Source organism: Algoriphagus aestuariicola (assembly GCF_017254835.1).
Taxonomy (GTDB): domain Bacteria; phylum Bacteroidota; class Bacteroidia; order Cytophagales; family Cyclobacteriaceae; genus Algoriphagus; species Algoriphagus aestuariicola.
This window is the reverse complement of the sequence record NZ_JAFKCW010000072.1, coordinates 1-286: the sequence shown is the minus strand read 5'-3', so window position 1 is coordinate 286 and position 286 is coordinate 1. Positions and strand designations below refer to the sequence as shown.

1 protein-coding gene is annotated in these 286 nt (G+C 61.5%); it reads left to right on the top strand.

What is annotated here, in order from left to right; all coding sequences use genetic code 11:
* Positions 1-286, top strand: a 286-nt coding sequence (locus J0A67_RS23710) for a hypothetical protein (RefSeq protein ID WP_206571701.1), incomplete at both ends; no start/stop codon positions are given.

Genomic DNA, 286 nt, shown 5'->3' with positions numbered 1-286 from the left:
GGTTCGCTGCGTCCGTTGACGCAGCTGTGGCGCCAGCAGCAGATGCTGCAGATCACGCTGTTCGATGAGAAAGCGCGTTATCAGCATCTGCAGGAGAGCAGCGACAGCCAGATCGATTCGCTGCGCCAGAATCAGGCGCGCCTGCAGTCGCAGCTGCAGGACACCTCGCGCAAGCTGGAAAACCTGACCGATATCGAACGCCAGCTCTCATCGCGCAAGCAGCTGCAAGGGGAAATCCCGGAAAACGGCGCGGGCTCGCAAAAGGGCGAAGCCGCCGGTAAAAGCG